Annotated in this window: 7 protein-coding genes; 2 read left to right on the forward strand and 5 right to left on the reverse strand. The window is 36.8% G+C overall.

All coding sequences use genetic code 11. The annotated features are described in order from the left end of the window. Positions 1-177: 177 nt before the first annotated feature. Positions 178-984 (reverse strand): phosphatase PAP2 family protein, encoded by an 807-nt coding sequence (locus tag M901_RS08375; RefSeq protein WP_021277767.1) that lies wholly within the window; start codon positions 982-984, stop codon positions 178-180. Continuing rightward, complete coding sequence (locus M901_RS08380; RefSeq protein ID WP_021277764.1) at positions 984-1,592, reverse strand: sterol desaturase family protein; 609 nt, start codon at positions 1,590-1,592, stop codon at positions 984-986. The genes M901_RS08375 and M901_RS08380 overlap by 1 nt, the downstream gene beginning before the upstream one ends. Before the next feature lie 97 nt (positions 1,593-1,689). Between M901_RS08380 and M901_RS08385 the strand changes: the two genes are divergently transcribed. Then, positions 1,690-2,364, forward strand: coding sequence for a hypothetical protein (locus M901_RS08385; RefSeq protein ID WP_021277762.1), 675 nt, complete (start codon positions 1,690-1,692; stop codon positions 2,362-2,364). Between the two features lie 342 nt (positions 2,365-2,706). Here M901_RS08385 and M901_RS08390 read toward each other — a convergent pair whose 3' ends face one another. Genes M901_RS08390 through M901_RS08400 form a run of 3 tightly spaced genes read right to left on the reverse strand, consistent with a single transcriptional unit; the run spans position 2,707 to position 6,853 of the window. Beyond that, positions 2,707-3,786: a metallophosphoesterase gene (locus M901_RS08390; protein WP_021277766.1), complete on the reverse strand. Its 1,080-nt coding sequence runs from the start codon at positions 3,784-3,786 to the stop codon at positions 2,707-2,709. Beyond that, entirely contained in the window at positions 3,783-4,793 is a 1,011-nt protein-coding gene (locus M901_RS16455; protein WP_021277763.1) for a GGDEF domain-containing protein, read from the reverse strand. Before M901_RS16455 ends, M901_RS08390 begins: the two co-directional genes overlap by 4 nt. Positions 4,794-4,807: 14 nt before the next feature. After that, positions 4,808-6,853 carry a hypothetical protein gene (locus M901_RS08400; RefSeq protein ID WP_021277765.1) on the reverse strand — a complete coding sequence of 682 codons (2,046 nt, stop codon included), beginning with the start codon at positions 6,851-6,853 and terminating at the stop codon, positions 4,808-4,810. 152 nt (positions 6,854-7,005) lie between these two features. Between M901_RS08400 and M901_RS08405 the strand changes: the two genes are divergently transcribed. Further along, positions 7,006-8,058 (forward strand): L,D-transpeptidase family protein, encoded by a 1,053-nt coding sequence (locus M901_RS08405; RefSeq protein ID WP_021277761.1) that lies wholly within the window; start codon positions 7,006-7,008, stop codon positions 8,056-8,058. Positions 8,059-8,118: the final 60 nt, after the last annotated feature.

Raw genomic sequence — 8,118 nt, forward strand, 5'->3', positions numbered from 1 at the left:
GTTATTTGTGACTTCATTTTCAGCACTCTTTCTAACTTGAACCTGAGTTTGATGACCGACAATAATTATTGTAATCAATAATACCAACGGTAAAAATATATTAACTAAGACCCTCTTAAGCGTCATCTCTTCCCCATGATTTTAAAATCTTATCGGAGATAAGCCGTTAATATTTATTTAAAAACGATAAGTAAAGGCCGGGCCAATGACACCCTTATATTGAATATAAGACAGTTCTAGTTGCCTTTCAAAAATCATCTTATAAAATGGATGATTCTTCTTATGCTTGGCAATTGCACGTACCCCTTCAGAGGCAAATGCAGAAAGCCAAAAGGCTCCTACAACATCAGAGACATAGTGTCTTCCCTCTCTCACTCTTTGAAGTGAGGCGAAGTATGTCAGAGTTCCAGGAATGATTGACCAGTAAGGTCCATAATATTGAAGTGTTTTAAAAAAGAGAACACTATAAGGAACAATGTGACCACTTGGGAATGAATTATCCCCTCTAAAGCTAGTCTCCCATTTACTTTGACCTTCTTTATTTGGTCTTTCATGCCCAGGAATATAGCTGATAAGTCCAGTTTCAAGTAGTGTTAAGTATAGAGCTGCTGCATATTCTTTAGCAAACTCAACAGACTTATTATTGTTGTATTTCTTACCAGCATAATAGATTCCCAACGGAACAACTGGAAAGTTAAATACGACTCCTAAATCACCAGTGATATCATAAACCTTTCTTAGCTTCTTCGACCTCTGGTTATTACTTAAACGCTTGTCATGCTCAAAGGCATAATAAGTTGTCCCCAGTGCAGGTATCGCGTAGTAGAAATTATTAACTTCTTTAAACTGCTGATAAGACCCTTTGTAGAAATACTCAAAAGTTTCCTTAAGATCTTGCTTATACTCATCGGCCGAAGTGTTAAAAGAAAGAAGAGCTTGCATCGCAAGCCCTAAGAGAGTTATTTTTGAAAGATTTCTGTACATTAATTTTCCTTAGGCCCAGTCACTGTTCTAAAGATGTAGTCCCAAAGTGGAGAACTTACTCCATACTTAGACTTCTCATGTCTAAAGTGATGTTGTAAGTGCCACTTCTTAAGGTAACGACCTACTTTAGAAGTCATCTTGAAGTGGTGAGTTGCATAATGAATATAGTCATAGCAGAGATAACCCACAATAAAGAAGGCCATGAATGCTTGGATATATCTTTCAGGAACAACGAGTGAGAACAATCCGTAAAGCAGGGCCACAATAATAATGGCCGGCGCCGGTGGCATGACAAGTCTCGTTGGATCATTTGGGTCATCGTGATGAAGACCGTGAAAAAGAAATACAAATCTCTCCGTCAGTGGCCCAATTGTCGGCATATGAAAAACATAGCGGTGAAGTATATATTCAGTAAATGTCCAAACGATAATTCCGATAAGAAAGAACGCACCATACTCTGCCATTGTTAGTCCATAATCGACATATGACTTATAAAGCCAATAGATAATGACTGGCACCCACAGAAGGAGTGGCACAATTGGATGAACGTGCGTTAATGACTCAAGAAATGGATTTTTAAAAATTCTGATCGAGTTATATTTTTTCATAAAATAAATACCTTTTGACGCAATGTAATTGAAAAAATATATCTTGTAAATGAGACATTGAATAAGTTAACTTTCAGCAAAAAAGATAGGATATATCATGAAGTTTTTTCTTGTATTAATTACCCTTGCGCAATGCGCATTTGCTCAACTTCCAAATGAACTCAATCAGAACGATTATAAGAGAATTGATGATGGTGAGTACCTCTTTAAGACCAAGGAAGTTAAGGGGCTCCCATGGCCGCAAATTACAGTTTATAAGACAATCGAGGCAACAAGCCTTGAGTCAGTAGCAGTTTTCTATGCTCTAGAGCATCAGCCAAGTTATATTCCCAATTTGATTAAGGCCAAAGTTGTAAAACAGAGGGTTCCGACAGAGGCAGATGTTCAATATGAATTAGAGATGCCCTGGCCTCTTTCAAATGGTAAGTATATCCATGGTCACAAATTAGAACAGAAAGAGACTTCAACTTATAAAGTCAGCTGGTGGTTAGTTAAATCTAATACGGCCAAGAAAGTAAATGGTTCGGCCACATTCTATCCATACAAAGGTAAGACACTTTTAAAGTATGACTCACTAGTTGTTCCCGATTCAATTCTCGCCTCTTTAGTAGAAAAGAAGATGCTTGAAGATGTAAAGAGCTCACTGGTGGCGATCCATAATGAGGTTCTTAGGGTCAAAAAGAGTGATCGTAAATTAATGTCTAAGTTCGTCAATAAAATTGACTCAGCTCTTAGCGGTAAGTTTACTTATCTCACAAAAAAAAATGACTAAATCTTGCTTATTTAAAAGGTTGAGTGAAAAATTTTTTATACTTTAATTACAGGCAATTACAAATACCAGAGAATTACGCTCCACTTGCTGAAAGTAGCTGTAAGAAAATAGTTCTTTTATATTTTTTAATCTTCACTTAGAATAAATACAAATAGAGACATAGAGAGACACGTCGGCGTTCGAGGGAAAGGATTTTTCAAGAACGTCGTTTTTTTTTGCCTTTTTTGGGCCCTAATCAAAACTTAAACTCAAGAAATTTTCAATTCCATCTCTTCATCGTAACTAGGTTGTTAAGAAAAATTTAAAGTGTAAGAAAACACCATTCATAGTGCTCTATTGGGCTTAATTAGTCCCGATTTCTTCAACAAATGGCTTCCATTTTCCCTTCCATTCATTGACAGTGGCATAGACAAGAACGTTATTAGTCTCTTGCACATCGATAGAACAATACGTGAGATGACGAGTATCTTGGTGCATCCCCGCATCGATAGATGGAATTGTATTCCATGTCCCAGTATTAAAATAGAATTTCCCCTCAGGAAAACGACGCCACTCTTGTAGGTGCGTATGCCCCATAACAACAGTGTGAATATTTGGATTCTTCTTTATTATCCTGCGGGCCATTTTCTCATAACGTGGATAAATCGTAATTTGCCTTAAGATCTGAAGACTTGTTTTAAAATTCTTATTTTGTTTGGTGTAATAATCACTATAAGTCGTCACAATATATTGCAAACAAGTTACCAAAAGCTTCCAAAAGAAAACCGTATCGTGAAAGAGACACCATTTTACATAGGCCGACATTGGTCGAACCTTATCAATATAAGGTCTTTCTTTTTTTAGTTTTGGAAGGACATTAATACAAAAAAGAGAGCCCCATGGGAAATTTAAAATCTTCTTTCCCTGTGGACCCCTAAGAAAGTAGCTATTCTTAGGAACAGTATTAATGGCCTCAAAACGATGGCCATGTTCGACATGTAAGCCATGGCGAACGAAACTCTGAGTGAATGTTACGTCATCTCCACAAAGCTCCATAAATTTCTTTTGTGCCCCTTCAAACTCCATTCCGGCATCATGGTTTCCAATGACAAAAACAACCTCTTTATTAGGTGCTTTGAGAAACTTTTTTAACCCTTTAAAGAATTGAGGGTGGCCTTTTGCAATGTCATCAATTTGTTGAATCGTCATCTCCTCATCAACAATATGAGTAAAAACACCTTTAGAATCAATTTGAATCAAGTTGAGAATATCACCATTGAGTACGAGACAAATTTTTTGTAAGAAATACTTTCCCGAAGAAAAATAATCACAAAACTCATAGAAGCGATCATCTTCAAAGAAGTCTTCTAGAATATTGAATTGTCCATTATTTAAGAACTTTCCCTTTCCAAGGTGAAGATCAGAGAGAATTAAATATCTCATTCACCTTCCTCATCAGTACCAATCAATTCTGCCGCAGAACAAATTTTTCCACGCCCAGATTGTTTAGCCTTATACATCATCTTGTCGGCCATATTGATAATATCCACTTGATTCTTGGCATCCTTTGGGAAATTGGCAATTCCAATAGAAACAGAGAGTTTAAATTCAGAGGCATCACCTATTCCCTCTCCCTCTTCAACTGTAAATGTCTCATCCTTGATATTCTTTAAGACACGAGTTGCCACTATATTGGCCTCTTCGTAATTTGAAAAAGGTATCAATATAACGAACTCATCTCCACCATAGCGATAACAAAGATCTTCATCTCTTACAGTATCTCTAATAATCTTAGAAACATCTTTAAGAAGTGATGAACCAACTAAGTGCCCATGTCCATCATTGACCTGTTTAAAGTGGTCGATATCTACAAAGATGAGAGAAAAAGGTTTCTTTAATTTTTCATATTCAGCGATGCTATACTCTATATCCAAGAGAAATTTTCTTTGGTTATATAGACCTGTGACATCATCAATATGAACGAGTGATTTTAAATTATCAGCTTCTTTATAACGACCAATTTTCTTCAATGTTGTCGCCATAAATTGATGGAAGTACTCTAAGACATTGTCCGCAATTTCATAATTTATCTTAAAACAAATATAAAATCGTTGTGTCTTATAGACTCCACAGTTCAAAGTATAAATTGTATTTTCAAATTTATCAGACTTATAAAAGAGCTCTTTACCATCGGCATTAGTCACGGCCTGCTTCATTTCTTCAACTTCATTTCCGTTATAGTAAATTTCATCCTTACCACGGTTCCAGAAATCTCTTGTATAGGCCTCTTTTCCATTTTTAGCTTTAGAGAAAATCAATACGGGAGCGGTAGCAAACTGTGTTTGCCAGAAGTTATCTAAATACTCGAATAAATGTTTTAAATCATCTACATCTTCTAGTTTACAAATAAACTCTAAGATCTTCTGATAATCTTCAGTAATATTTTGCAACGATACCCCTCACCCTAGATATCTAAGTCTTTCTTTATTTCTTCAATATCAATTTCTTCTTCTAAGAAACTTAGAGAATTTCTTAGTGTCCCAACAACTTTAGAGAGTTTATCTTCAAGCAGAACCTTATCTTTGCGAGACTGCCTCTCCTTGATCGAAATATTCTCCATATTAAACTCAAGAGAATCAATTTTTCTTTTAAGCTCTAAGATTTTCGTATCTCGACTCTTTACTTTCGAATCAGCATCCATAGAAACGAGTTCTAATTGGCTCTCAAGATCCTTTTCTCTCTGCTTAATCTTACCAAAATCGACACGAATTTTTTGTCCAAGTCGGTCCATTTCTTTCTGGTAACTCTTATTCTTGGCCTCAAGAATCTCTCTCTTCTCACTTGAAAGATTTAATTGATGCTTCAACTCTTCCAGCTCTGCCAAGTGTCTCTTCTTAAGAATCGATATTTCAATCTTTAATTCATCGATATCCGCTTTAAGGTTTAAATTATCTTGCCTGACATTACTCTTTTCTTCTTCAAGATCAGAGATTTGAGAAAGAAGATTTTGTCGATCTTCTTTTAGCTCCTTAAGAGTTACTCTTAAATCAAGAAGTTCATTACTCGATAGTGATGTTAAAAGTTGTCCATCAGTAACGGCCTCTTCGACAACAGTTCTTTGAATAGGAGTACTTTCTTGAGCTGGCATACTATAGTCAGAAAGAGTCTGCGTTGCCTCAGGAATATTAATTTCTTCATTTGTCGCGGTAAGAGTATCATCGCTTTCAGACAGCTCATCACCTAACATCATATTAATCTTAGTCTTAAAGGTTTCAGTTCCAACAGTCTTCGTCATATCTGACTGATGTTGATCTGTCGTATCTTCTTCACTTAAGTCTAGATTATTATCAAAAGCAGCGACATCAGTTAATGTTGCCACAACGGTGGCGCCAGTGGTCTCACCAATATCATTATCCATATCTAGATCATCAAGATCATCATCAAGATCATCAAGACCTTCATCCAAATCATCTGACATGGAAAGATCATCATCGAGTTCATCATCTAAATCTCCAAGATCATCCAAGTCATCATCAGCTGACATATCAAGATCATCTTCTAATGAGTCCTCAACAGGTGGAGCTGGTGGATTATCCAAATCAAGATCTCCTACACCGGCCTCTTCTGAAGCAATATTATCAATTTCATCGCCTTCTTCATTTAGAGAAAGACCACCATCTGTCCCCATGTCTAAATCAAGATCACTTCCTTGATCCTCATCAACTGAAGTGTTATCTATTTCATCACCTTCTTCAGAAAGAGAAAGTCCTCCGTCAGTTCCCATGTCTAAATCAAGATCACTTCCTTGGTCCTCATCAACTGAAGCATTATCTATTTCATCATCTTCACCACTTAGACTTAAGCCACCAGATGTTGAATCACCTAGGTCCATAGCATCTGACTCATCGGGCTCGAGGGCTTGAGTTTCCTCGTCTTCTGTATCATCAGCATCGCCGAGTTCTAGGCTGATGTCGTGTTTTGTGGCCTCATCGACTTCATCTTGAAATCCCTCGTCAACTCCCTCTGCAGGCATATTGAAGTTAAGACCACCTTCATCTTCATTATTATCATCAATACTCATAAAAGTTTCCCTATCCTTGTAAACCTTATCGACAACATCTTGAATTCTCTTATTTTCTTTGATGTCATAGTCACTAACTTGAGAAAGATCTACCCCATGTCTTCTTAAGGCCGTTGAGTCCTGATCTTGTTGAAGAACACTCACAGCGTGAATGTCATCATAAGCATCTGTCACAACATCGGAGCTAAGGCCAACTCCTTTGACAAGCATAACAAGTGCTCTTGGAACAAAGAGTTTCCACAGGCTATCCCCTAGCTCTTTGGCCATTGCTTCAAGCTCCTCCATCTCACAACCATCGGTCAGAACAAGAGCATCAACCTTATCTTTTCGATGAGTTATCAACTCATCTAGAGAGTGGCAGACATGAACATGTGCTGGAAAATCATCACTGGTAAATTGGTTTTTAGAATCTAAAATAACGACATTCATATATTTATCCTCATAAAATATGATAACTCACAGTGGCAAATACTCCAACTATGGGAAATCATGTCTATTTTATTAATTCTTTAACTTGATGACTTGAACCAATATGGTCTAGAATATCAGTATTGTTAAATATTTATGGCTTAAGGACTTATATGAAAAACCTAGTAATCGCCTCAAGTTTACTCTTCACACTGACTGTAAAAGCTCAAGAGTACTTACCGTCACCACTATTACTACTAAGTGATTATTTCTCTCACCACGTCATCGTGGCAGAGAAGTCGACTCATACACTCTACCTTTACAAGAACACAGGTGGACTTCCAAAACTTCAATTAAAATATCAAATGGCCACTGGGAAGAAGGCCGGTGATAAAATTTTCCAAGGTGACCATAGAACTCCAGAAGGTATCTATCACTTCACAGAATTCCTTACTCATCAAGATCTTTTAAAGAGACATGGTAAAGCGGGAGAAATTTACGGCGTGGGTGCTTTTGTTATGAACTATCCTAATCCAATTGATCGCTACCAAGGAAAAACTGGTGGAGGTATTTGGCTTCACTCAACAAATGATGAAACAAGAATTGATAAGGGACTTGATTCTAGAGGTTGTATTGTTGCTCACAATCAAAACCTAATTAAGATCTCTCAATTCATTGAACTTAATAAAACTCCAATCATCGTTGTTCACACGCTAGAACACCTTAAAAAGAATACATGGCAAGGTGAGCGCGAACAGATCATTCAATCTGTAGAGAATTGGGCAGAAGCTTGGAGAACAGAGAACTTTAACGAGTATATCTCACACTACTCTAAGGATAAGTTCAAGGATCCAAGAAAAGGTGGATACCAGAACTTTAAAAACTATAAAAGAGCTGTCTTCGCCAACCCAGGTGCACCTGAAATCGGTATCAGCAATCTGACAATCTTAAAAACAGATGAATATGCTGTAGTGACTTTTAAGCAAGATTACAAATCTAATACAATCCAAGACACTGGTAAGAAGATTCTTTATTTACAGAAAGATCCTTACTACAAGTGGAAGATTGTGGCCGAGAGATGGTCTAAACTAGGTATCGAAAGTGAAGCATCAGAAGATACTTTAGCCTTTGAACCAAAACTAAGATTCTTTAACTCTGAAGATCCAAAACAGATCTTTACTAGGAATTTGAACTTAACACAGACACAGACACAAAGTAGTAACTAATGAGTAATCAAGCGACCAAGGATAAGGTTTCTTTCATTCTCTATGAAGAGAATAAGATTC

Origin of the sequence: Bacteriovorax sp. DB6_IX, assembly GCF_000447775.1 — a bacterium.
In the GTDB taxonomy this organism is placed as follows: domain Bacteria; phylum Bdellovibrionota; class Bacteriovoracia; order Bacteriovoracales; family Bacteriovoracaceae; genus Halobacteriovorax_A.

Excerpts from the sequence above, each read along its gene's own strand:
- M901_RS08375 (WP_021277767.1), bottom strand. The coding sequence starts at position 984 with ATGTACAGAAATCTTTCAAAAATAACTCTCTTAGGGCTTGCGATGCAA.
- M901_RS08380 (WP_021277764.1), bottom strand. The coding sequence starts at position 1,592 with ATGAAAAAATATAACTCGATCAGAATTTTTAAAAATCCATTTCTTGAG.
- M901_RS08385 (WP_021277762.1), top strand. The coding sequence starts at position 1,690 with ATGAAGTTTTTTCTTGTATTAATTACCCTTGCGCAATGCGCATTTGCT.
- M901_RS08390 (WP_021277766.1), bottom strand. The coding sequence starts at position 3,786 with ATGAGATATTTAATTCTCTCTGATCTTCACCTTGGAAAGGGAAAGTTC.
- M901_RS08400 (WP_021277765.1), bottom strand. The coding sequence starts at position 6,853 with ATGAATGTCGTTATTTTAGATTCTAAAAACCAATTTACCAGTGATGAT.
- M901_RS08405 (WP_021277761.1), top strand. The coding sequence starts at position 7,006 with ATGAAAAACCTAGTAATCGCCTCAAGTTTACTCTTCACACTGACTGTA.